We start from the raw sequence: 21,267 nt of genomic DNA on the forward strand, positions 1-21,267 counted from the left end.
GAGACGGTGGGCGGGCTGGTGTTCGACGAGGTGCCGGAGCTCTACGACCGGGTCCGGCCCGGCTATCCGGACGAGCTGTTCGCCGACCTCGTGGCGGTGACCGGGCTGGGCGCGGGTTCAGCGGCCCTCGAGGTGGGATGCGGCACCGGGCAGGCCACGCGGTCGCTGGCGGCGCTCGGGTGGCGGGTGACCGCGCTCGAGCCGGGCGCCGGCCTGGCCGCGGTCGCCCGTCGCCGGCTGGCCGGGCGCGGCGAGGTCGAGCTGGTGCCGTCGACGTTCGAGGACTGGGACAACCGGGGCAAGCGCTTCGACGTCCTCGTGGCCGCGCAGTCGTGGCACTGGGTCGACCCGGCGGTCGCCGAGCGCCGCGTGCCCGAGCTGCTGCGACCGGGCGGCTGGACGGCCCTGCTGAGCCACGTCGTCGTGCGGCGGCCGGGCGAGCCCGAGATGTACGCCGCGACGGCCGACCTGCACGAGCGTTACTCCCCCGGCAATCCCGCGTGGGGCCATCCGCCGCTGGAGGAGGAGGCCCGGCCCGGCGACGAGGACCGTTGCTACCCCACGGTGCAGTGGTTCGACGGCCGGGGCTTCGCGGACCTGCTCCGCACGACCTCGATCTATCGGAAACTGCCCGAGGGTGTACGCGAACCCCTGCTCGACGCGATCGCCGAGCGCATCCGCACCCGGCTGGGCGACCGGCTCGCGCGCCGCTACCTGACCGTTCTGCGGCTGCGGCACCTGTCCGCGCCCCCGGTCCACAGTGGTAGCGGGCCCGGCTAGAGGCTTCGTGGCGCAAGGCGGCCGGCTGGTCCGGCCCGAGCAGTGCGGAATTCAGTCCCGTCGGCCACCGCGAGAGGGAGCTCGCCGACCAGGCCGGCGAACTCCCGCGCGTGCGTCAGGAGCCGCTCTTCGCGGGGACGCGCCACAGGCGGACCTTGTTGTCGGCGCCCGCGGTGATCAGGCGCTTGCCGTCCGGGGTGATCCGCAGCGCCCAGACCGCGCCGCCGTGCCCGATCAGCGGCTGACCCACTTCGTCGCCGGTCTTCGCGTCCCACAGCCGTACGGTGCCGTCGTCGCTGCCGGTGGCCAGCAGCTTGCCGTTGGGGCTGAACCGCATGGCGCGCACCGGCCCGGTGTGCCCGGTGAGGGCGTCGTAGGCGGGGCGCCCGGCGGGCGTGCGCCACACCCGGACGGTGTTGTCGCCGCCGGAGGAGGTGGCCAGCAGCTTGCCGCCGCGGTTGAACGTGAGGGCGTACACGGGCCCGGCGCCGGTCAGCGGGCCCCCCGCCGGCACGCCGGTGGCCGCGTCCCAGAACTGGATCTTGTCGCCGCCCCCGGAGGCCGCCAGCAGCCGCCCGTCGGGGGTGAAGCTGGTCGCGTAGACCGGGCCGGGGGTGACGTCCGGCTCCTCGCCGATCAACCGGCCGGTCCGCGTGTGCCAGAGCCGTACGGTGTTGTCCTGGCCGGCGCCGACGCTGGCGAGACGCTCGCCGTCGGGGCTGAACACGACGAAGCGCACGGCTCCGGTGTGCCCGGTCAGGGTGTGCACCGCCTCGCCGGTGGCGGTGTCCCACAGCCGTACGGTGCCGTCGTCACCGGCGGTGGCCAGCAGACGGCCGGCGGGGTTGAAGGCGACCGACCGCACCGGCCCGGTGTGCCCGGTCAGCGCCGCCTCGGACCGCTCCCCCGTGGCGGCGTTCCACAGCGACACCCCGCGGTCTCCGGCGACGGCCAGCAGCTCGCCGTCGGGGCTGAACGCGACGGCGTGGACGGTTCCGGCGTGGACGGCCAGCGTCGGCCCGGACCGGCGGCCGGTCGCCGTGTTCCACTGCCGCACCGCCCCCTTGCTCACGGTGGCGAAGACCTTGCCGTCGGGGCGCAGGGCGATGATCCCGTTGGCGCCGGGCACGACGACCCGGTTGCGGGCAGCGACGGCGTCCGCGGCCAGCTGCTGCACGACGAGGTCCGGGCTCACCGCGTACGCGGGCTGCGCGACGGCGGGCACGAGCAGCCCGGCCATGGCCGCGGCGACCGCCCAGCCGGTGCCCCTGACCGTGTTCCTGAGGACTCTCCGAGTAGTCATGCCCGCACCGTAACGATCACCGGTGGGCGCTTCGGGCGACTTCGTCGCCGTTCATCCGGGCGGGGGTCTAGAGCGGCGACGGGCGGCCGCCGGGGCGCCAGCGGTGGACCTCGGCGCCGGGTGGGGCGCAGCGGGCCGCGGCGTCCGGGTCGGCGGCGCGCAGCAGGGCCGCGCGGCCGACGTGGGCCTCGCCGTTCATGGTGAACAGGTCGCCGTACGCGATGAGGTGGCGCGACGCGATCGGGGAACGGCCCACGCTGGTCACCAGGAAGCGGTCGTAGCCGGGATGCCCGGCCGTCGGGCGCGTGAGCAGGCTGACGTAGCGGCACATCCGGACGGTCTCGAAGACGCCCGCGACGTAGTACGGGTCCTCGTAGGCGAAGGCGCGCGCGTCGTCGGGGCCCGGCAGGTCGACGATGTGCAGGCTGCCGGTGGGCAGTCCGGCGCCGGTGAGCGTGGGGCCGCGCGCGACGAGCCGGTCGGCGTAGCGGTCCATGAAGGCCCAGTGCTCGTCGGTGAGGCTCAGCTTGAGCGCCAGACTTCCGGGACGGTCCCGGCCGTACACGAGGAACTGCACGGTTTCCCTTCGGCGGAGCGAACGCCGCCCGGCCGTGGCCGGGCGGCGTCGACGGGGGTGGAGGTCAGGCGGCGGAGCAGTACGTGGACTGCTTGCCGATCACCTTGTAGGGGCAGTCCGCGACCTCGGCCAGCAGCAGCGCGGCCTCGCGGTTGCGGGTGGTCTCCCGGGTGATCACGCTGGCCGGCGGGTAGAAGCCGCCGCCCGACGAGCTGCGCGGGTACATCTCGAAGGTGTACGCGAAGATCTTGTGCGTGCCCCACAGCCAGTCGAGCAGGTCGCCGTCGGTGATGTAGAGGTCCGACGACTGCTCGGGGGTGTAGTTGTTGGTCGCGGCCATCTGCCGGCCGAACGTGGCGAACGTGTTGTTGTCGTCGGCCGTCATGCCGGTGGTGGTGTTCGCGGTGGTGTGCCCGAAGGGCCAGAGGACCAGTTCCGAGTACGTGTGGAAGTCCATCGCGGCCCTGATCTGCTGGCGGCCGCCGACCACCCGGCTGTTCACGAAGTCCCGGACCGCTCGCGTCTCGGGCGCGGAGAACGCCGACGGACCCCGGTAGGTCGCCGACGACGTGCTGCCCGACGAGCCGCCGCAGCAGCCCCAGCGGTAGCCGTAGTTGCGGTTCAGGTCGGTGCCCACGTTCGACGATCCGCTGTTGGGCTGCCGGTTCTTGCGCCACGAGCGGTAGCTGCCGGTCGCGATGTCGTACTCGGAGCCGTCCGGGTTGACCGAGGGCACGATCCAGATCTCGCGGCTGTTGACGACGTTGCGGATCCGGGTGTCACCGGCGTAGTTGTCGGTGAACAGGTGCAGCAGGTACACCGCCATCTCGACGGTCAGGTGCTCGCGGGCGTGGTGGTTGGCGTCGTAGAGGACCTCGGGCTCGCTCTCGTCCGTGCCCACGTTGTCCGAGATCTTCACGGCGACGATGTCGCGGCCCTCGTACGTGCGCCCGATCGACCGCTTGCTCGCGATCGACGGGTACGCGGCGACGACCTGGTTCACCTCGGCGACCATCTCGTTGTAGTTGTGGTACGGCGCGTCCGACGGCGGGAAGTCGTACGTGCTCAGCACCGGCTGCACCGTGAAGCCCTGCCGTTGCAGCGCGCGCACCTCGGCCGGCGTGGCGGTGACCGTGACGACGGCGTGCTCGACCGCGTCGATGGCGGCGCCGGTGCGGGCGATCACGGTGCGCTGCGCGGCGTTGCGTACGTCGTAGATCTCGTACTGCGCCGGCTCGGAGCTGCCGGCGGGCGCCGCGCCGGCCGGCACCCCGGCGACGAGGGCGCCCAGCAGCGCGACGGCCAGCGCGGCCACAGTGGTACGTCGTCTCATGAACGACCTCCAGGTGGGGATTGGTGCCCCTACCTCATCATCGGCGCTGCATTGATGGCAATCGATCAGGCCATGCCATTGACTCCCTCTCACCGGAATGATGGCCGGGTCGCTCAGCCGACTTCGCCCGCCTCGCCGCTGTGGTACGCAGTCAGACATGCCTTGTCACGCACAGTGATCAACGTGGAGGAGGCCGACATGCCGGGAAGAAACCGTCGCCTGGTGGCCGTCGCGGCCGCGCTCGTGGTCTTCCTCGCCGTGGGAGTCGTCTGGCTGATCCGCCTGGTCACCGGCGACCCCGGCCCGGCCGAGTTCGTGCCCGCCGCGACCGCCCCCGCCGCCACGACCACCACCCCGCCCGCGGGCGCCCTGCCCGCACCGGAGCCGCCCGACGCCACCCCGCCCCCGGCCGGCAAGCCCACCGACCGGCCGGACGACGCAACCTCGACCTCGACTGCAACCGCGACCGCGACCGCAACCGAGACCGCGACCCGCCCCCGGAGCGAGCCCACGACGGCGCGGCCGGGAACGACCTCCCCGCGCACGGCCACGACGAGCCCGTCGTCGTCCAGCCCGACCAGCCAGGCGGCGCCTCCCGCGCCGAGGACCAGGGTCATCCAGGTCGGCGGCGTGACGCTGAACAACCGGAACCCCCGCACGATGTGCACGGTGTTCACGAACGACGACGCCGGCCTGCCGGTGCGGATCAGCAACCTGCGCGTCGCCGGCGACCTCCGGATCGACGCGCAGGACTGCGGCACGGACGGCGGAAGCGAGGGACCACAGTGCCGCAACGGGATGACGCTGCAGCCCGGCAAGTCCTGCTACACCGGCGCCTCTCCCACCACCGACGAGCCCGGCCGGCACCGGGGCTTCGTGCGCCTCGACGCCCGCGCGCGGTGCACCTCGGCCGGGGCCAAGGCATGTTCGGGACCCGAGCTCGAGGACGACCCGCCCACCTCCGACCGGCCCGTGATCGTCACGTGGACGGTGACGAGCGACGATCGGGTCTGCTACAACGTGCCGAAGCCCGAGGACGACAACCAGTCGAAGTTCTGCGACACGGCCGACGACGAATGAACAAGCTCGCCCGGCGCACGCACGCCGCGGCGCCGCCACCGGACGCGGGCGGCGACTGGTCCGCCCGCGCCCGCGACCTGGCCGGCATCCTCGCCCCGACGACGGCCGTCACCGCCCTGCTGCTGTTCTTCGGCTACATCGGCACCCGCGCCCGGTTCGAGTACTTCGGCCTGCACCTCGACCTCGCCGGCCTCTCCAACCAGAGCCTCATGCTGTACGGCCTGGAGGTGCTCTACGTGCCGGCCGCGCTGGTGCTGCTGGCCACGCTGGTCGCGATCGGCGTGCACGGCGCGGTCAGCTGGCTGACCACGGACCGGGAACGGCGGCGGGCGGCGCTGTCCACGGCCGCCTTCCTCATGGCCGCCGGTGCGCTGCTGACCGCGCGGGCGACCATCGGGCTGCTGGTGCAACGCGTGTCCCGCGCGGAGGTCCCCGGCACCAGCGCGCTCGCCCTCGCCCTCGGGCCGGTGCTTCTGGCGTACGGCGGCTGGGCCGCCGCGAAGGTGTTGTCGCGCCCCAGCTCGGGCCGGTTCGCCGAGTGGTACACCAGCGCCGCCGTCGTCCGGCTGCGGCGGCTGCTGGCGATCACGGTCACCGGCCTGGCGCTGGTCGGGCTGTTCTGGGCCGCGAACAGCTTCGCGTGGGCGTTCGGCCAGGGCCAGGCGATGAACGACGCCGTCGACCTGCCGAACCGGCCCGAGATCGTCCTCGACACCAAGGAGGCGCTGGCCGGCCTGCCTGCGGGGGTCGAGGAGACGCCGCTGACGGGCGAGTTCAAGCACCGCTACACCGGCCTGCGGCTGCTCGTGGCCGCCGGCGACCGCCTGTTCCTGGTGCCCGCCGTCTGGACCGCGCAGAGCCGTACCCTGCTGGTCCCCTACGACGACCGGATCCGCCTGCAGATGGTCCCCCACTACTGAGCCCCGCCCGGCCTCAGCGGGCGACGAGCACCGGGCAGCCCGCGCGTTCGATCAGCCGGGTGCCGATCGTGCCGAGCATCAGCCCCTGGTAGCCGTGCGCCCGCGGGCCGACGACGACCAGCCGGGCCGCGCGGGAACGCTGCACCAGCACCTCGTCGGGGCGGCCGGCCACACATTCGTACGAGGCCGGCACGTCCGGGTACTTGTCACGCCACATCTCCAGCGGGTCCGCGGCGCCGCCGCCCTCGCGTACGGTGATCGCCAGCACCTGGGTCCCGTGCAGGGACGCCTCCTCGAACGCGTGGCCGGCCACCGTGGAGGCGGACGGGCCGTCGTCGAGGGCCGCGAGCACCGGCCCGGCGTCCGGATCGGAGCGGCCGCGCACGACGACCACGCAGCAGCGCGCCTGGGTGGCGACCTGGCTGCCCACCGAGCCGATCGGCAGCACCGGCAGACCCGCGTCGCGGCGGTTGCCCACGACCAGCATGGCCGCCTCCTCGGAGGCGTGCACCAGGGTCGGCACCGCGTAGCCGGGCAGTGCCTGGCAGCGTACCTGCACCCCCGGGGCGATCTCGCGGGCGTGAGCGACCGCGCGGTGCACGGCCTCGATCGCGTGCGACTCCGCCGAATGGCTGCCGGACGGCCCGGGGGTGGAGCGGCGGCGGTAGTACGCCGAAAGGATCCGCAGCTCGACGCCGCGGCGTACCGCTTCGGTCGCGGCCCAGCCGACCGCGGGCCCGTCGTGGCCCGAACCGTCCACACCGACCACGATCCGCGTCTTGTTCATGTGCGCCTCCCCGAGAACCAGGTCGCCGTACGGCGGCACAGACTCCAGCCTCGACCCGGCGCGACGCGGCGGCAAGGCCGTATGCACAGGCTGACAGACCACGCGGGGGATGCGAACGACGGTCGATCAAGGCAGACTGCCCCGAATGGACGGCGCGATCACCACCGACCCGCTCGGACGGGGCCTCACCGGTCTCGTGCTGGGCGGCCGCTACGAGCTGCTCGACGCGATCGGCGCGGGCGGCATGGCGGTCGTCTGGCGGGCCCGCGACCACGTGCTCGCCCGCCAGGTCGCCGTCAAGATCGTGGCCGGGCACCCGATCCGTCAGGAGGCGCGCGCCGCCGCCGCGCTGTCGCACCCCAACATCGCGCAGGTGCACGACTACGGCGAGGTCACCACCGGGGGCCGGGTCTTCCCGTACGTGGTGATGGAGCTCGTGGAGGGCGGCACGCTGGGCGCCCGGATGGCCGAGGGGCCGATCCCGCCGCGGCAGGCGATGCGGATCTGCGCCGAGATCGCCGCCGCGCTGGCCGCCGCGCACGCCATCGGCCTCGTGCACCGCGACATCAAGCCCGCGAACGTCATGCTCGGCACCACCGGCGCCAAGGTCGTCGACTTCGGCATCGCCGCCGCCACCGCCCCCAGCGGCACCGGCGACCTCGATCCCGAGGTGCTGGGCACCCCCGCCTACCTGGCCCCGGAGCGCCTTCTCGACGACGCGGTCGAGCCGGCCTCGGACGTGTACGCGCTGGGCGTGGTGCTGTACCGCCTGCTCTGCGGCCATTCGCCGTGGACCAGCGAGGACACCACCCAGATGCTCAAGGCGCACATCTACGTCGAGCCCGCCGCCCTGCCGCCGGTGCCCGGCGTGCCCGACCTGGTGGCCGACCTCTGCGACCGCTGCCTGATCAAGGACCCGTCCCGCCGCCCGAGCGCCCGCGAGGTCGCCGCGCTGCTGACCCGCGCCGCCACGCTGCCCGTACCCGCCGCCGGGACACCCCGGTCGCGCCGCCGCCCGGCCGTCGCCGCCGCGCTGCTCGCCGCCGGCGCCGCGGCGGTCGCGACCTGGCAGCTCCTCCCCGACGGCGACTCCTCGACCGCCGGGCCCGCTCCCGCCGTGGCCGGCACCCCGTCGGCCGCTCAGCGCTCCGGCCCGCTCTCCGCCCCGCCCGCCCCCGCGTCCCTCCAGCCGTCCGCCCGCCGATCCGGCGCTCCCCTCCCTCCCGTGGCTCCCCTCGCTTCCCTCACGACCGATCAGGCGGTCGGCACGCCGCCGGCACCGACCGGCACGGCTCCCACCCCTCCCCGGGCGACCGCGCCGGCCGCACCTCCCGCCGGCGGCCCGACCACCCGCCCCACGCCGTCCACGCCCGCGGGCGGACCCGCCCCCGGCACCACCCCGCCGCCCGCGCCCACCACCCCGCGCGACTTCTCCTCCGCCGCCGGCACCCTGACCGCGACGTGCCCCTCGGCCGGGACCGCGCAGATCCTCTCGTACGAGCCGCGCAAGACCTACAAGGTGCAGTCCGCCGACACCGGCCTTCCTCGTCCCCCGCCGTCGTCTTCAAGCACGGCAACGCCACCACCACGATGACCGTGACCTGCTCGAGTGGGGAGCCCTCCGCCAGCGTCAGCTGACGTCCGTCCCGCGCGCCGCATCGGACCGGGCGCGCGACGGGCACAGGCAGGAGTCGGCTGCAGGACCGGTCGCAAGTGGCGGCATCCACGAGTGGCACAGCGGGCTGCGGTCGTGCCCCCGCAACCACGCGGTGAGCGGTTGCGCGTCCCGGCCGATCAGCACGTCGACGACTTTGCGAGTCCCGCAGTCGATCAGCACAGTGCCGTAGTGATGGCCCCGTTCGACCGCGAAGTCATCCACCCCGAGGACCATGACAGGCTCGACCGGCGGGTCAGGCAGGATCCGCACCAGCCGCAGAAGGCGATGGCGGCCGGCAGGCACATCAATAGCGCGCTTGTCCCTGACGTGGCGTCATGCCACATAGTCGGGGTGTGGAGGAGCATCTGACCGTGGGGCGTGTGGCCGAGCTAGCCGGGGTGAGCGTCCGTACGCTGCATCATTACGACGAGATCGGCCTGTTGCGGCCATCGGGGCGGACCGTCGCGGGGTATCGGGCCTATTCCGCGGACGACATGGAGCGGCTGCGGGAGGTTCTCGCCTATCGGCGGCTGGGTTTCGGATTGCGAGAGATCGCGGATCTGGTTGATGACCCGGCCACTGACGCGGTCGCGCACCTGCACCGGCTTCGGGGTCTGCTGCTGGAGCAGCGTGACCGTGCTGCTGCCATGGTGGCGGCCATCGACAGGGAACTGGAGGCTCGGGCAAGGGGCATCAGGACGACTCCGGAGGAGCAACTCAAAGTGTTCGGCGCGCAGTTGTACGACACCATCGGGTTCGCCTACCCGGCCACGCGGCACACCGAGCCCCGGATCGCCGCGCGCATCTGGGACGCACTCGGGGACGCCCGAACGGTATTGAACGTCGGGGCAGGCACCGGTTCTTACGAGCCACCGGACCGTGAGGTCACGGCGGTGGAACCGTCGGCGGTCATGCGAGCACAACGTCCCCCAGGTGCCGCACCCTGCGTGGCAGCTGAAGCCGAACGCCTGCCGTTCGGGGACCAGTCCTTCGACGCCGCCATGGCGGTCAGCACCGTCCATCATTGGCCCGACCCGGTCGCCGGGCTGCGGGAGATGCGGCGGGTGGCCCGCCGCGTGGTGGTATTCACCTACGACGCCGACAACACCGGCTGGCGCGAGCGGTTCTGGCTCACCCGCGACTACCTGCCCGAGTTCGCTGACCTCCTCGTCGGCTGGCCGTCCTTGGCCGACCTGACTCAAGCGATCGGGGGCCGCGCCGAGCCGGTGCTCGTCCCGTGGGACTGCGCTGACGGCTTCTTCGAGGCGCATTGGCGCCGGCCTGAGGCCTATCTGGATGAGCATGTGCGCCGCGCGGTATCGGTATGGACCAGGGTCGGACAGCAGGCCGAGCAGCGGGCAGTGGCCGAACTCCGCAATGATCTGTCCTCAGGCCGGTGGGCAGAGCGTAACCGCGACCTTGTCGCCCTCGACACGGCAGAACTCGGTCTTCGTCTGCTCGTGGCCTGAATATCCCTCCCGACAAGCGCGCCCGGCGAGCTGACCCACAGACCGGACCCGCAACCCCGGCGGGACGCACGGATCTGCCGCTGACCGTGTCGTCGGCTTGGCACCTTCGTCACTCTTACTGACGATCACGCGCACTTCCAACGGCGTTCAGACCGGCTCAACCGGCGATGCGGTCCGAGGGCGACGGCCGCCCTTACAGGCGATCAATCCGATCGTGATCACAGCCGCGAACCACACGCTCCACTGAACCGGCTCCGCCATCCGGCTCTCCGGCGTCGGCGGCAGAAGAACCATCTGCAGCGCCGCACCAACCGGGACAACGCAGGCGGCGACCGCGCCGACCGCACCGCCACGCCGGATCAACGCGCCGGCAACACCGAGCGGCGGACCGAGCACCACGCTGCCGATGAGCCAGTACCTAGTCACCCAGCCCCACCAGGTGCCACCGTCGAACAGCAGATCCGTTCCGTAGTAGGCGGCGGTGGCACACATCAGCGACAGACCCCCAGCCACCGCTGCCCGCGCTGATCCCGCAACCGGCCGCACATTCCGGCTCGCCAGCCAACCCGTCAGCACAGCCAAAGCTGCCCACGCCCAACCGGCATCAAGAATCAGGCTCGCGAACTCCGCCACCTGCGACCAGCTACCCCGCTCAGCGCGCGCATCACTCACTTCACCAAGAAACACCGGCACGTGATTCACCACCGAATCGACGCTGCCCACCAGCATTCCCGCGATCAGGGCTACACCGACCCACCACACGCGACCAAGCCAGAAACTCACGACGATCATTCTGCCGGACCTGCCGGCATGCATGATTTTCCACCACAAGCCACTTAGGGATCGGTGCACTGATCTGCCGCAGACTAGGCGCGCGGTGTCTCCGGCGCCTGTCACCCTGCGTCAACGGCGTGCTGACCGAGGACACGTCCGCCGGTACTCGCGTGAAGTGGGCGCCCGAACTCGCGAACATCGAGAGAGGTGAGATCCCGAGGGCGCAGAAACGCGTGACCGAACCACTGCCCCGATACCAGCCCGTTACCAACGCCGAAACAGGGCAAACACCGCCTGCCATGACCTCATGGCCAGCAGGTACGCCACGCGATGGCGCGCCGACACGCATCCGCCACGGGATGCCGTCGATCAATTGTCGATTCGTCCACTGCGACGGCCGACTGGGCCGCTTCAGCGCAGGCAACAACGCCTCCGGCTGCGCGCCCATTGCGCGTCGGTCAGATCAAGCCGCCTCGTCACCGCCATGGTGGCCACGAGGTCTCCAACATTCATGTTCTTGTTGGTCGATGGACCTCACTGCGTACCGACCAACGACACATCTCCTTCGAGACGCGCCCTGGTCGCAGCATGAGCCGGTCGTGCTCGCCGGCCGACTGCGTGAAGGCGCGGGCCAGGCAATGGTCGCCGCGGCACTGGGCCGACCGCGGTGCATCACCAGCCGGAAGATGGCTCCGCGACGATCATGCGGTGGGGCCATCCCTACCCCCCACCCACCCGGGGAGCGGCGGTGGGGCCGAAGGGACGCGACCATACACCCGCCGCCTGGGAGAGGGGCCGGTTGTCCACAGGTCCTCAGTGCGACTCCCTGGAGACTTGATCGCCGCTGGAGCCGAGCAGGAAGTCGCAGTCGGCGCCGGTGTTGGCCTGGCCGACCGTCTCGACGTAGAGCTTCTCCCACCCCCGGCGCGGCGACGCATAAGCGCGCGTGGCCTCCGGGGACGGCTCGCGGGCCTCCCACTCGGCGGCGGGGACGTCGACGTCGAGGCGGCGGCGTTCGAGGTCGAGGACGATCATGTCGCCGGTGCGGACCTTGGCCAGCGGCCCGCCGGCGGCGGCCTCGGGGGCTACGTGCAGGACCACCGTGCCGTACGCGGTGCCGCTCATCCGGCCGTCGCAGATGCGCACCATGTCGCGGACGCCGTCGGCGAGAAGCTTGGCGGGCAGCGGCATGTTGGACACCTCGGGCATGCCGGGGTAGCCCTTGGGGCCGCATCCCCGCAGCACGAGCACCGAGTCGGCGGTGACCTCCAGCGACGGGTCGTCGAGGCGGGCCTTGAGGTCCTCGACGGAGTCGAAGACGACGGCCGGGCCGCGGTGCTGCAGCAGGGCGGGGCTGGCGGCGGCCGGCTTGACGAGGGCGCCGCCGGGGGCGAGGTTGCCGTAGAGCACGGCGATGCCTGCCTCCAGCTGCAGCGGGTCCTCGCGCGGGCGGATCACCTCGCGGTCGTAGACGCGGGCGTCCGCCAGGTGGTCGACGAACGGGTCGCCGGTCACGCACAGCGCCGCGGGGTCGAGCAGGTCGCGGACCTCGGCGAGCACCGCGTGCAGGCCGCCGGCGCGGTACAGGTCGTCCATCAGGAAACGGCCCGCCGGCTGCAGGTCGACCAGCAACGGCACACCGGCGCCCGTACGGTCGAAGTCGTCCTGGGTGAGCTCGACGCCCAGCCGGCCGGCGATCGCGAGCAGGTGCACCACGGCGTTGGTGGAGCCGCCGAGGGCAGCCAGCGCCACGACAGCGTTGAGGAACGACGCGCGGGTCATCACCGCGCTCGGCCGCAGGTCGCGTTCGACGAGGTCGACGGCGAGCACGCCGGTGGCGTGCGCGGCCTCGAGCAGGCGGCTGTCGGGGGCGGGCGTGCCCGCGACGCCGGGCAGCGTCATGCCGAGCACCTCGGCGAGCAGCCCCATGGTCGAGGCGGTGCCCATCGTGTTGCAGTGGCCCTTGCTGCGGATCATCGACGACTCGGAGCGCTGGAACTCGGCCTCGGCCAGCGTGCCCGCGCGCACCTCCTCGGACAGCTTCCACACGTCCGTGCCGCAGCCCAGCGGGACGCCGCGGAACGTGCCGGTGAGCATCGGGCCGCCGGGCACCACGACGGCCGGCAGGTCGACCGACGCGGCCGCCATGAGCAGCGCGGGGATCGTCTTGTCGCAGCCGCCGAGCAGCACGACGCCGTCGATCGGGTTGGCCCGCAGCATCTCCTCGATCGCCATCGCGGCCATGTTGCGCCACAGCATCGCGGTCGGGCGCACCTGCGTCTCGCCGAGCGACACGACCGGCAGGTTCAGCGCGACGCCGCCCGCGCGGTGGATGCCGTCGGCGACGCTGCGGGCGACCTCGTCGAGGTGCATGTTGCACGGCGTCAGGTCGGAGGCGGTGTTCGCGATCGCGATGTGCGGGCGGCCGTCGAACGCGTCGGCGGGCAGCCCCCGCCGCATCCAGGCGCGATGGATGTAGCTGTTCCGGTCGTCGCCGCCGTACCACTGTGCGCTCCGTCGAACAGCCATGCCCGGACTGTAACCCCCGTCCCGGCGAACTGGGAAGATCGGCTACGGGGGCCTACGATCGGAGACCATGACGGCGCGCTTCGTGGCCAGGCCGGCGGGCGCGGAGGCGTACGCCCTCGGCGAGGGACCCATCTGGGATCACGACCGGCAGCGGCTGCTGTGGGTCGACATCCTCGGCGGCACGGTGCACGCGGGCCACGTCGAGCCCGGCCGGATCACGGTCACGCAGACCTGGGAGTTCGGCGACCTGGCGTGCGCGGTGGCCGTGTCGCAGGCGGGCGACCTGCTGGTGGCCACGCGCAGCGACGTCGTCGAGGCCGCCGGCCGTACGCCGCTGGCCCGGCTCGGCCGGGCGGGCAGCCGCCTCAACGACGGCGGTGTCGACCCGGACGGCCGGTTCCTGATCGGCAGCATGGCCCTCGACGGCTCGCAGGGCACCCAGCGGCTGGTCCGGCTGGACGGCGACGCGGTGACCGTGCTCGACGACGACCTGACCCTGTCGAACGGGCTGGCGTGGAGCCCGGACGGGGGCACGCTCTACAGCATCGACTCGGTGCCCGGCATCGTGTACGCCCGCGCCTACCCGTCCGGTGAGCGCCGGGAGGCGTTCCGCATCTCCGACGGCACGCCAGACGGCATGTGCGTGGACACCCTCGGCAACCTGTGGATCGCGGTCCACGGCCGCGGGCGGGTCGAGTGCCGCACGCCCACCGGCGACCTGCTCGCGGTCGTGGAGGTGTCGGCGCCCCAGCCGACCAGTTGCGCGTTCGCCGGGCCCGGCCTCGACGTCCTGGTGATCACGACCGCCACCGAGAACATGTCGCCCGCCGACCTGACCCGGCACCCCACCTCCGGACGCCTGTTCACCGCCGACGTGGGAACGACCGGTCTGCGTACGCCGTACTGGAAGCCCTGATACGCCGTACTGGAAGCCCTGAGAGAAGGAGTTCGGCCGTGCAACTGATGCGCATCGGCGCGCCCGGCGTCGAGAAGACCGCCGTCCGCGTCTCGGACGACACCTACGTCGACGTGTCCGACCTGGCGCCGGACTTCGACGAGACGTTCTTCGGCAGCGGCGGCCTCGCACGTCTGGCCGGCCCGGTGGCCGAGCGGGTCGCGGCCGGCGACGTGCAGCCGTTCGGCGACCAGCGGATCGGCGCCCCGATCGGGCGGCCGCACCAGATCCTGTGCATCGGGCTGAATTACAGCGACCACGCCGCCGAGACGGGGCAGGCCGTGCCCGCCGAGCCGATCGTGTTCAACAAGTCGCCCAACACGCTGATCGGACCGGACGACGACGTACGGATCCCGCGCGGCTCAACCAAGACCGACTGGGAGGTCGAGCTCGGCGTCGTGATCGGCAAGCGCGCCTCGTACCTGGACTCCCCCGAGGCGGCCGCGGACCACATCGCCGGCTACGTGCTGGTCAACGACGTCAGCGAGCGGGCGTTCCAGAACGAGCGCGGCGGCCAGTGGGTCAAGGGCAAGTCGGCCGAGACGTTCAACCCCGCGGGCCCGTGGCTGGCCACCCCCGACGAGATCCCCGACGTGCGCGACCTCGACATGTGGCTCGACGTCAACGGCGAGCGCCGCCAGACCGGCACCACCAAGACCATGATCTTCGACCCGTACTTCGTGGTGCACTACCTCAGCCAGTTCCTCGTGCTGGAGCCGGGCGACCTCATCAACACCGGCACGCCGCCGGGAGTCGGGCTCGGCATGAAGCCGCCGGTCTATCTGAAGCCCGGCGACGTGATGACGCTCGGCATCCAGCACCTGGGCAGCGCCCGCCAGCGCGTGGTGGGCCCCCGATGACCGGGCTGCGCGCGATCGTCACCGGCGGCGCCTCGGGCATCGGCCTGGCCACCGCGGGGCTGCTGGCCCGGCGCGGCTACCGGGTCGCGTCGCTCGACCTGAACACCGACGTGCCCGCGCCGCTGCTCGGCCTGCGCTGCGACGTCACCGACGACACCTCGGTACGGACGGCGGTCGCCGCGGCGGCGGCCGAGTTCGGCGGGCTCGACGTGGTGGTCAACAACGCGGGCATCGGCGCGCAGGGCACCGTCGAGGAGAACGACGACGCCGAGTGGGCGCGGGTCTTCGACGTCAACGTGCAGGGCATGGTGCGGGTGACCCGGGCCGCGCTGCCGCACCTGCGCGAGTCGTCGCACGCCGCGATCGTCAACACGTGCTCGATCGTCGCCACCGCCGGGCTGCCGCGCCGGGCCCTCTACAGCGCCACCAAGGGCGCGGTGCTGTCGCTGACGCTGGCGATGGCCGCCGACCACCTCGCCGAGGGCATCCGCGTGAACTGCGTGAACCCGGGGACGGCCGACACGCCGTGGATCGGCCGGCTGCTCGCCGCCGCCGACGACCCCGAGGCCGAGCGGGCCGCGCTGGAGGCCCGCCAGCCCACCGGGCGGCTGGTCAGCGCCGACGAGGTCGCGGACGCCATCGCGTACCTGGCGGGGCCGGACGCGTCGGCGACCACCGGTGTCGCGCTGGCCGTGGACGGCGGCATGCAGGGTCTGCGGCTGCGCAAATAGTCTTGGCGTCATGCGCCACGTGAGCAACGAGGAACGGCGTGCCCGGCTGGCCGTACGGCACGCGCTGGCCGGCAAGGCGGAATCGCCCGAGGCTGCCACGCGGGCGATGACGGTGCTGCACTCCACCGAGCCGGCGACCGTGTACCTGTCCTGCTGGGCGCGGGTGCCGTCGTTGTCGGCTGCGGACGTCGACCGTGCGCTGTACGCCGACCGTACGCTGGTCAAGCAGTTGGCGATGCGGCGGACGCTGTTCGTCTTCCCGCGCGAGCTGCTGCCCTTCGTGTGGCCGAGCGCGTCGGCCCGGTCCGCGGCCATGGAACGCGCCGCGATCACGAAGGACGCGGTCAAGGCCGGGCTGGCCGCGGACGGCCACGAGTGGCTCGACCGGGCCCGCGCCGCCGTGCTCGACGTGCTCGCCGACGCGCCCGAGGGTCTGCTCGCCGCCGACCTGCGCCGGGCCGTGCCGATGATCGACGTCAAGGTCGCGGTGACGCCCGGCGTCTCGTGGAGCGCGGGACGGGTGCTGACCCACCTGGGTCTGACCGGCGACGTCGTGCGGGGGACCAACACGCAGGGCTGGCACGTCTCGCGGCCCCGGTGGACCCTCATGCGGCACTGGCTGTCCCCGGTGCCGGCCCCGCTGTCCGCGGACGAGGGCTACCGGGAGCTGGTCCGCCGCTGGCTGTTCACGTTCGGCCCCGGCACCGAGGACGACCTCGTATGGTGGCTCGGCTCCACCAAGGCGGTCGTGCGCGCCGCCCTGACCGCCCTGGCCGCCGAGCCGGTGACCCTGGACGGCGGCGCGACCGGCTGGCTGCTGCCCGACGACCTCGGCGTGGTGCCCTGGCCCGAGCCGTGGGCCGCGCTGCTGCCGGTCCTCGACCCCACCGTGATGGGCTGGAGGGGCCGCGACTTCTACCTGGGCCCGCACCGCTCGCTGCTGTTCGACCGCAACGGCAACGCCGGCACCACCGCCTGGTTCAACGGCCGCGCCGTGGGCTGCTGGACCCAGGACGCCGCCGGAGTCGTCCGGGTGCGCCTGCTCGAGGACGTGCCTGCCGACGGCCGCCGGCTGCTCGACGCCGAGGCCGCCCGCCTGACCGCCTGGCTCGACGGCCACCGCGTGGGCAGCGTCTACTCCTCCCCCGCCATGAAGCCCTGAGGCGTGGACGGAGCGGCCGGGGTGCTCAGCTCAGCCAGGCCCGGGCGGCGGCGAGCAGGGAGGCCACGCCGGCCTCGATCGTCGGGTGCGGCACCGGGTGGTACTGCGGCGAGTGGTTCGACGGGATGCGCCCGGCGACCTCCATGAGCTGCTCCCTGGTGGTGGCGCCGGCGAAGAGCGCGGGGTCGGCGCCGCCCTGCAGCCAGTAGGTGATCGGCGCGCCCGCGGCGGTGGCCAGCACCTGCACGTCCTCGCTGCTGGGCAGCGGGCCCGGGTCGAACACCCGGCCGGGGCCGGCCACCGACTCCAGCGCCGGGCGGGTCCGCTCGGCCGCCGCGACGTCGTTGGTCAGCGTCGGCGTGGACTCCTCGAGCACGACCACCGGATCGCGCGGTGCGCCGGCCGCCGCGGCCTCGGCGGCGACGATGCGCCTGATCGCGGCCAGCACCCGGTCGCGCACCTTCGCGTCGTACGTGCGCACGTTGAGCAGCAGCGTGGCGGTGTCGGGGATGATGTTGTGCTTGGTGCCGGCCTGCACCGAGCCGACGCTGACCACGGCCGTCTCGGCGGTGGACACCTCCCGCGAGACGATCGTCTGCAGCCGCAGCACCGTCGCCGCGGCGATGACCACCGGGTCGACGGTCGTCTCGGGCCGGGAGCCGTGCCCGCCCCGGCCGTGGACGGTGACCCGCAACGAGTCGGAGGCCGCCCACATCGGGCCGGGTGTCAGGCCGATGCTGCCCGCGGGCAGCGGGGCGACGTGCTGGCCGAGCACGATGTCCGGCCGGGGCACGCGGTCGGCGAGGCCGTCGTCCACCATCGCCTGGGCGCCCTTGGCGAGCTCCTCGGCCGGCTGGAACACCGCCACCACCGTGCCCCGCCAGTCGCGGGCCGACGCGAGCTCGGCCGCCGCCCCCATCAGCCAGGTGACGTGCATGTCGTGGCCGCAGGCGTGCGACACCCCGTCGACGCCGCTGGCATACGGCAGCCCGGTCTCCTCGGCGACGGGCAGCGCGTCCATGTCGGCGCGCAACCACACCACCGGACCGTCACCGCGGCGCAGCACCCCGGCGGCGCCCGTGCCGCCGAGCCCCTCGACCACCTCGTACCCGCACTCGCGCAGCCACGCCGCGGCGATGCCGGCGGTCCGGTGCTCCTGGAAGGACAGTTCCGGATGACGGTGCAGATCCTCGTAGACGGCGCGAAGCCTCGCCGGGTCCATGGCTGCACGCTACGCGCCCCGGCGCGCGGATCGAAGGGCTCAGCCCCGGTCGATCCGCAGGCTCACGCCCTCCGCCAGGCGGTAGGGGCTGGTCGCGACCAGGGCGCCGATCGCCCGGCGCAGCCGTGAGACCTCGGCCCGGACGGTGACGACGTGGTCGGCATCGCCGAACAGACGGCCGCTGAGCTGTGCGGCCGTCAGGCCCGCGGGGCCGCACGCGGCCAGCAGGCTCAGAATCTCGGCGTGGCGGCGGGTCAGCGGCGTGCGCCACGGCGCGGACCCGCCGCGGACCTCGAGCACGGGCGAGGCGCGCAGGTCGAGGGTGGCACGCAGGGCGTGCTGCGCGCCGGCGGGGCGGACCAGCCAGCCCTCGGCGAGGCGTTCGGGCAGGCACAGGCCGAGGCCGGGCACGCCGAGCGCGGCGCCGGGCCTCGGTGCGCCGATGCGGTCGCGGGCGGCCACGCCGTCGGCGGCGGCGACCCAGCCGTGGTCGTCGACGATCAGCAGCGGGCCGCGGACGGCCGCGATGACGTGGGCGGCCGAGCGGCGCAGGCGGTCGAGGTGGTCGGTGTGGTGGCGCCAGAGCTGGGCCTCGGCCAGCCGTACGCCGGTCTCGACCAGGGCGCCGACCGCGGGGTGCAGGGTGAGCGCGGGGCCGCTGACGTCGACGATGCCCAGCAGCTCGCCGGTGCGCGGGTCGTGCACCGGGTGGGCGGTGCAGTACCAGGCGTGCTGGGCCTGCTCGAAATGCTCGGCCGAGAACAGCTGCACGGGCGCGGCCTCGACCAGCGCGGTGCCGATGGCGTTGGTGCCGACGGCGGCCTCGGTCCAGTCGGCGCCCTCGCCGAAGCCGAGCGCGTCGGCCCGGCGCAGCAGCGCGGACGGGCCGGCCCGCCACAGGATCACGCCGCCGGCGTCGGTGACGACCAGCAGCAGGCCGTCGGCCAGGCGCAGCAGCTCGTCGACGATCAGCGCCAGCGGGGACTCGCGGCGCAGCCGCTCGACCTCGTCGAAGGGCAGCGGGTCGCGGGCGTTGGCACGGCCGGGGTCGAGGCCCAGCCCGAGCACCCGGCTCCACGAGCGCTCGACCAGGGCGCGCGGGGCGTGCGGCGGGCGGCCGCCGGCGAGCACGGCGTCGTGCACACGGCGCAGCTCGCGGGCATGCCGGGGCAGGTCGGTGCCCGGCCGCACCGCGCTGAATTCGCCCATACGCGAATATGGCGCGCGTGTGCAATGTGTTGCAACCCTGTTGCGCACCGCGACCGGAGCGGTTCGCTGGCTGCCATGACGCAGACAACCGAGCTTCCCGTACGGCAGCGCGTGGACGACTGGCTCGCGTCCTTCGAGGCCGCGCTGCGGGCCCGGGACGTGACGGCCGCGGCCGCGCTGTTCGCCCCCGGCGGCTTCTGGCGCGACCTGGTCGCGTTCACCTGGAACATCACGACGGTCGAGGGCCGCGACGGGGTGGCCGACCTGCTGGCGCACACGCTCGACACGACCGACCCGGGCGGCTTCGAGCTGCTCGAGGAGCCCACCGAGAGCGGCGGCGTGATCGAGGCGTGGATCCGGTTCGAGACGGCGGTCGGCCGCGGCACGGGCCATCTGCGGCTCAGGCCCGAGGGCGCGTGGACGCTGCTGACGACGCTGCGCGAGCTCAAGGGCCACGAGGAGAGCCTGGGCGCGCGGCGGCCGCAGGGCGTGGAGCACGAGCTCGCCAAGGGCCGGCAGTCGTGGAAGGAGCGGCGCGAGGCCGAGGCCGCCACGCTGGGCGTCGAGGAGCAGCCGTACGTCGTGGTGATCGGCGGCGGGCAGGGCGGCATCGCGCTCGGGGCCCGGCTGCGGCAGCTCGGCGTGCCCGCCCTGGTGCTCGACAAGTTCGCGCGGCCCGGCGACCAGTGGCGGGGCCGGTACAAGAGCCTCTGCCTGCACGACCCGGTCTGGTACGACCACCTGCCGTACCTGCCGTTCCCGCCGACCTGGCCGGTGTTCTCGCCCAAGGACAAGATCGGCGACTGGCTGGAGATGTACACGCGGGTCATGGAGGTGCCGTACTGGACGAACTCGGCCGTACGCTCGGCGACCTTCGACGCGCAGGAGAGGCGCTGGAGCGTCACCGTCGAGCGCGAGGGCGGATCGGTCGAGCTGCGGCCCGCGCACGTGGTGTTCGCGACCGGCATGTCCGGCAAGCCCAACTACCCGAGCCTGCCCGGGCAGGACGTGTTCCGCGGCGAGCAGCAGCACTCCAGCCGGCATCCGGGACCGGAGGCGTACGCGGGCAAGCGGGTCGTCGTCATCGGCTCCAACAACTCGGCGTTCGACATCTGCGGCGCGCTGTGGGAGCACGACGCGGACGTGACGATGGTGCAGCGGTCGAGCACGCACATCGTGAAGTCGGCGTCGCTGATGGACATCGGGCTGGGCGACCTCTACTCCGAGCGCGCGGTCGCGTCCGGCATCACCACCGACAAGGCCGACATGATCTTCGCGTCGATCCCGTACCGGATCATGCATGAGTTCCAGATCCCGCTGTACGAGCGGATGGCCGAGCGCGACGCCGAGTTCTACGCGCGGCTGGAGAAGGCGGGCTTCGACCACGACTGGGGCGCCGACGGGTCCGGGCTGTTCATGAAGTACCTGCGACGCGGGTCCGGCTACTACATCGACGTGGGCGCGGCCGAGCTGGTCGCCGACGGCCGGGTCAAGCTCGCGCACGGCCAGGTCGACCACCTCACCGAGGACGCGGTGGTGCTGGAGGACGGCACGGAGCTGCCCGCGGACCTGGTGGTGTACGCGACCGGGTACGGCTCGATGAACGGCTGGGTGGCCGACATCGTCGACGCGCAGACCGCCGACCGGGTCGGCAAGGTGTGGGGCCTGGGGTCGGACACGCCCAAGGACCCGGGCCCGTGGGAGGGCGAGCAGCGCAACATGTGGAAGCCCACCCAGCAGGAGAACCTGTGGTTCCACGGCGGCAACCTGCACCAGTCGCGGCATTACTCGCTCTATCTGGCGCTGCAGCTCAAGGCCCGCTACGAGGGCATCCCGACCCCCGTCTACCGGCTCCAGGAGTCGTACCACACGTCCTGAGCGGAATGTGACCGGCGCCACTCGCGAGGATGATCCGTCGC

General features: G+C 73.1%; 18 protein-coding genes and 1 pseudogene. 10 read left to right on the plus strand and 9 right to left on the minus strand.

The features are described 5' to 3' along the window. Positions 1-6: 6 nt before the first annotated feature. Positions 7-780 (plus strand): class I SAM-dependent methyltransferase, encoded by a 774-nt coding sequence (locus ACSNN8_RS27795; protein WP_436652597.1) that lies wholly within the window; start codon positions 7-9, stop codon positions 778-780. Positions 781-895: 115 nt separating this feature from the next. Here the strand turns inward: ACSNN8_RS27795 and ACSNN8_RS27800 are convergent, their stop codons facing one another. From ACSNN8_RS27800 to ACSNN8_RS27810, 3 genes and pseudogenes are all read right to left on the minus strand, one after another. Continuing rightward, positions 896-2,083 carry a WD40 repeat domain-containing protein gene (locus tag ACSNN8_RS27800; RefSeq protein WP_436652599.1) on the minus strand — a complete coding sequence of 396 codons (1,188 nt, stop codon included), beginning with the start codon at positions 2,081-2,083 and terminating at the stop codon, positions 896-898. Positions 2,084-2,150: 67 nt separating this feature from the next. Further along, a complete protein-coding gene (locus tag ACSNN8_RS27805; RefSeq protein WP_436652600.1) occupies positions 2,151-2,660 on the minus strand; it encodes a YciI family protein in 510 nt (169 codons plus the stop codon). Positions 2,661-2,736: 76 nt separating this feature from the next. Further along, a pseudogene (locus ACSNN8_RS27810) lies at positions 2,737-3,993 on the minus strand (M14 family metallopeptidase); the annotation flags it as partial. 198 nt (positions 3,994-4,191) lie between these two features. Between ACSNN8_RS27810 and ACSNN8_RS27815 the strand changes: the two are divergent. Continuing rightward, positions 4,192-5,073, plus strand: coding sequence for a hypothetical protein (locus ACSNN8_RS27815; protein ID WP_436652602.1), 882 nt, complete (start codon positions 4,192-4,194; stop codon positions 5,071-5,073). After that, positions 5,070-5,993, plus strand: a complete 924-nt coding sequence (locus ACSNN8_RS27820; RefSeq protein WP_436652604.1) for a hypothetical protein — start codon at positions 5,070-5,072, stop codon at positions 5,991-5,993. Before ACSNN8_RS27815 ends, ACSNN8_RS27820 begins: the two co-directional genes overlap by 4 nt. Before the next feature lie 13 nt (positions 5,994-6,006). On the opposite strand, the gene ACSNN8_RS27825 is transcribed toward ACSNN8_RS27820, so the two are convergent. Next, on the minus strand, positions 6,007-6,780 hold the full coding sequence (locus tag ACSNN8_RS27825) for a universal stress protein (RefSeq protein ID WP_436652606.1): 774 nt from the start codon (positions 6,778-6,780) through the stop codon (positions 6,007-6,009). 145 nt (positions 6,781-6,925) lie between these two features. Between ACSNN8_RS27825 and ACSNN8_RS27830 the strand changes: the two genes are divergently transcribed. Beyond that, a complete protein-coding gene (locus ACSNN8_RS27830; RefSeq protein ID WP_436652608.1) occupies positions 6,926-8,374 on the plus strand; it encodes a protein kinase domain-containing protein in 1,449 nt (482 codons plus the stop codon). Between the two features lie 36 nt (positions 8,375-8,410). Here ACSNN8_RS27830 and ACSNN8_RS27835 read toward each other — a convergent pair whose 3' ends face one another. Continuing rightward, complete coding sequence (locus ACSNN8_RS27835; protein WP_436652609.1) at positions 8,411-8,659, minus strand: transposase; 249 nt, start codon at positions 8,657-8,659, stop codon at positions 8,411-8,413. Positions 8,660-8,790: 131 nt separating this feature from the next. On the opposite strand from ACSNN8_RS27835, the gene ACSNN8_RS27840 reads away from it, so the two are divergent. Further along, positions 8,791-9,906, plus strand: a complete 1,116-nt coding sequence (locus tag ACSNN8_RS27840; protein ID WP_436652611.1) for a MerR family transcriptional regulator — start codon at positions 8,791-8,793, stop codon at positions 9,904-9,906. 147 nt (positions 9,907-10,053) lie between these two features. Here ACSNN8_RS27840 and ACSNN8_RS27845 read toward each other — a convergent pair whose 3' ends face one another. Continuing rightward, positions 10,054-10,689 carry a DUF6518 family protein gene (locus ACSNN8_RS27845; protein ID WP_436652613.1) on the minus strand — a complete coding sequence of 212 codons (636 nt, stop codon included), beginning with the start codon at positions 10,687-10,689 and terminating at the stop codon, positions 10,054-10,056. Between the two features lie 804 nt (positions 10,690-11,493). Continuing rightward, a complete protein-coding gene (locus ACSNN8_RS27850) occupies positions 11,494-13,209 on the minus strand; it encodes a dihydroxy-acid dehydratase (RefSeq protein ID WP_436652614.1) in 1,716 nt (571 codons plus the stop codon). Positions 13,210-13,276: 67 nt separating this feature from the next. Here ACSNN8_RS27850 and ACSNN8_RS27855 point away from each other — a divergent pair, with 67 nt between their 5' ends. The 4 genes from ACSNN8_RS27855 to ACSNN8_RS27870 are packed head-to-tail and all read left to right on the plus strand — an operon-like array spanning position 13,277 to position 16,917. After that, positions 13,277-14,125 carry an SMP-30/gluconolactonase/LRE family protein gene (locus ACSNN8_RS27855; RefSeq protein WP_436652616.1) on the plus strand — a complete coding sequence of 283 codons (849 nt, stop codon included), beginning with the start codon at positions 13,277-13,279 and terminating at the stop codon, positions 14,123-14,125. Positions 14,126-14,172: 47 nt separating this feature from the next. Continuing rightward, positions 14,173-15,024, plus strand: coding sequence for a fumarylacetoacetate hydrolase family protein (locus ACSNN8_RS27860; protein ID WP_436655444.1), 852 nt, complete (start codon positions 14,173-14,175; stop codon positions 15,022-15,024). Next, the gene (locus ACSNN8_RS27865) at positions 15,021-15,755 is read left to right on the plus strand and encodes an SDR family NAD(P)-dependent oxidoreductase (protein WP_436652618.1); all 735 of its coding nucleotides are present in this window, start codon (positions 15,021-15,023) and stop codon (positions 15,753-15,755) included. The genes ACSNN8_RS27860 and ACSNN8_RS27865 overlap by 4 nt, the downstream gene beginning before the upstream one ends. 10 nt (positions 15,756-15,765) lie before the next feature. Next, entirely contained in the window at positions 15,766-16,917 is a 1,152-nt protein-coding gene (locus ACSNN8_RS27870) for a winged helix DNA-binding domain-containing protein (RefSeq protein WP_436652620.1), read from the plus strand. 25 nt (positions 16,918-16,942) lie between these two features. On the opposite strand, the gene ACSNN8_RS27875 is transcribed toward ACSNN8_RS27870, so the two are convergent. Next, on the minus strand, positions 16,943-18,139 hold the full coding sequence (locus ACSNN8_RS27875) for an amidohydrolase (protein ID WP_436652622.1): 1,197 nt from the start codon (positions 18,137-18,139) through the stop codon (positions 16,943-16,945). A gap of 39 nt (positions 18,140-18,178) precedes the next feature. After that, on the minus strand, positions 18,179-19,348 hold the full coding sequence (locus ACSNN8_RS27880) for a hypothetical protein (protein WP_436652624.1): 1,170 nt from the start codon (positions 19,346-19,348) through the stop codon (positions 18,179-18,181). 75 nt (positions 19,349-19,423) lie between these two features. Between ACSNN8_RS27880 and ACSNN8_RS27885 the strand changes: the two genes are divergently transcribed. Continuing rightward, a complete protein-coding gene (locus tag ACSNN8_RS27885) occupies positions 19,424-21,226 on the plus strand; it encodes an NAD(P)-binding domain-containing protein (RefSeq protein ID WP_436652626.1) in 1,803 nt (600 codons plus the stop codon). The last annotated feature ends 41 nt before the right edge of the window (positions 21,227-21,267 follow it).

Origin of the sequence: Actinoplanes sp. URMC 104, from assembly GCF_051386375.1 — a bacterium.
Lineage (GTDB): Bacteria > Actinomycetota > Actinomycetes > Mycobacteriales > Micromonosporaceae > Actinoplanes.